Origin of the sequence: Dietzia sp. SLG310A2-38A2, from assembly GCF_014145095.1 — a bacterium.
Classification (GTDB): Bacteria; Actinomycetota; Actinomycetes; order Mycobacteriales; family Mycobacteriaceae; genus Dietzia.
Map to the genome: position 1 here is coordinate 1 of NZ_JAALDX010000540.1, position 1,296 is coordinate 1,296.

Annotated in this window: 1 protein-coding gene; it reads right to left on the minus strand. The window is 70.7% G+C overall.

Going from position 1 to position 1,296, the window contains the following annotated elements; genetic code table 11:
• Positions 1-22: 22 nt before the first annotated feature.
• The coding region (locus tag G6027_RS17160; RefSeq protein ID WP_241727233.1) for a rhodanese-like domain-containing protein at positions 23-1,296 on the minus strand (1,274 nt) is incomplete at its 5' end.

A 1,296-nucleotide genomic window follows, 5' to 3' on the forward strand; every position in this document is an offset into this window, starting at 1 on the left:
TGGGGGGTGCGGGCGCGTGGGGTCAGACGGTCGCGAGGTTGCGCTCGGACCAGGCGGCGTAGCTGCCCTCGAGCTCGACCACGCGGTAGCCGGCGCGGCGCAGGGCGCTGGCCGCGACCGAGTTGCGGACCCCGCTCTGGCAGTAGGTCACGATCGGCCCGTCGGTCGGGAGCCGGTCGAGGTTCCACAGGACCCGGCCGCCGCTGAGCTGCTCGGAGCCCGGGATGTGGCCGTCGGAGTGCTCGGTCTTGTTGCGCACGTCCAGGACCATCGCCGAGTCGAACGAGGCCAGCTCGTCGGGCCCGATCATCTCGGGGGTCACCGTGGGCAGACCCTCGAGGCTGGTGGTGTACCCGGTGACGGTGTCGATGCCGACACGCAGCAGGTGATCGCGCAGCTCCTCGGCCATCTCGACGTCCTCCGCCAGGACCACCAGGGGCGTGTCCTCACGCTCGGGGTCATAGACCCAGGCGCCGAAGGACGCGGCCTTTCCGGCGCCGGGGATGTTCAGCGCCCCGGGCACGGTGCCCGCGTGGACCTCGTCCTGCCCACGGGTGTCGACCAGGACGGCCTTCCCGGACTCCAGGGCGCCGGCCAACTCCGCGGTGTCGTACTCGCGCAGCGGGGCCAGCGGTCCGAGGACGGTCGGGCCGTCCCGGTTCTGCCGCTTCATCCGGCCGAAGTAGGCGTGCGCGTCCGGCTGGCCGTCGAGCAGCTCATCGATGAAGCCCTGCTCGTCGTCACGCTCGACGTACCCGGCCCACCAGGCGTAGCGACGCTCGTAGCCGACGCTGGTCGACGGCAGCGCGCCCAGCGCCTTGCCGCAGGCGCTGCCCGAGCCGTGGCCCGGGAAGACCTGGACGTGATCCGGCAGCGTGACGAACGAGTTCTTCAGACTCCGGAAGATGTCCTTGGCACCTCCGAAGCGGGTGTCGACCCCGCCCGCGGCCTCATCCAGCAGATCCGGCCGGCCCAGGTCCCCGGAGAACACGAAGTCACCGGTCAGCATGTACCCGGGGGTATCAGCGAACGCGCCATCGGTGATCAGGAACGACAGGTGCTCCGGCGTGTGACCCGGGGTGTGCACGGCCTCCACGGTGATGTTTCCCAGTTTCAGCTGGTCACCGTGGTGCAGGCGCTCGGCGGCGAAGCCGTACTGCCAATCCTGCCCGCCCTCACCGGAGACATAGACCCGCGCGCCCGTGGCCTCGGCCAGCTCGCGGGTACCGGACAGGTAGTAGGCGTGGATATGGGTCTCGGTCACGGCGGTGATGGTCATCCCGTGCTGCGCCGCCA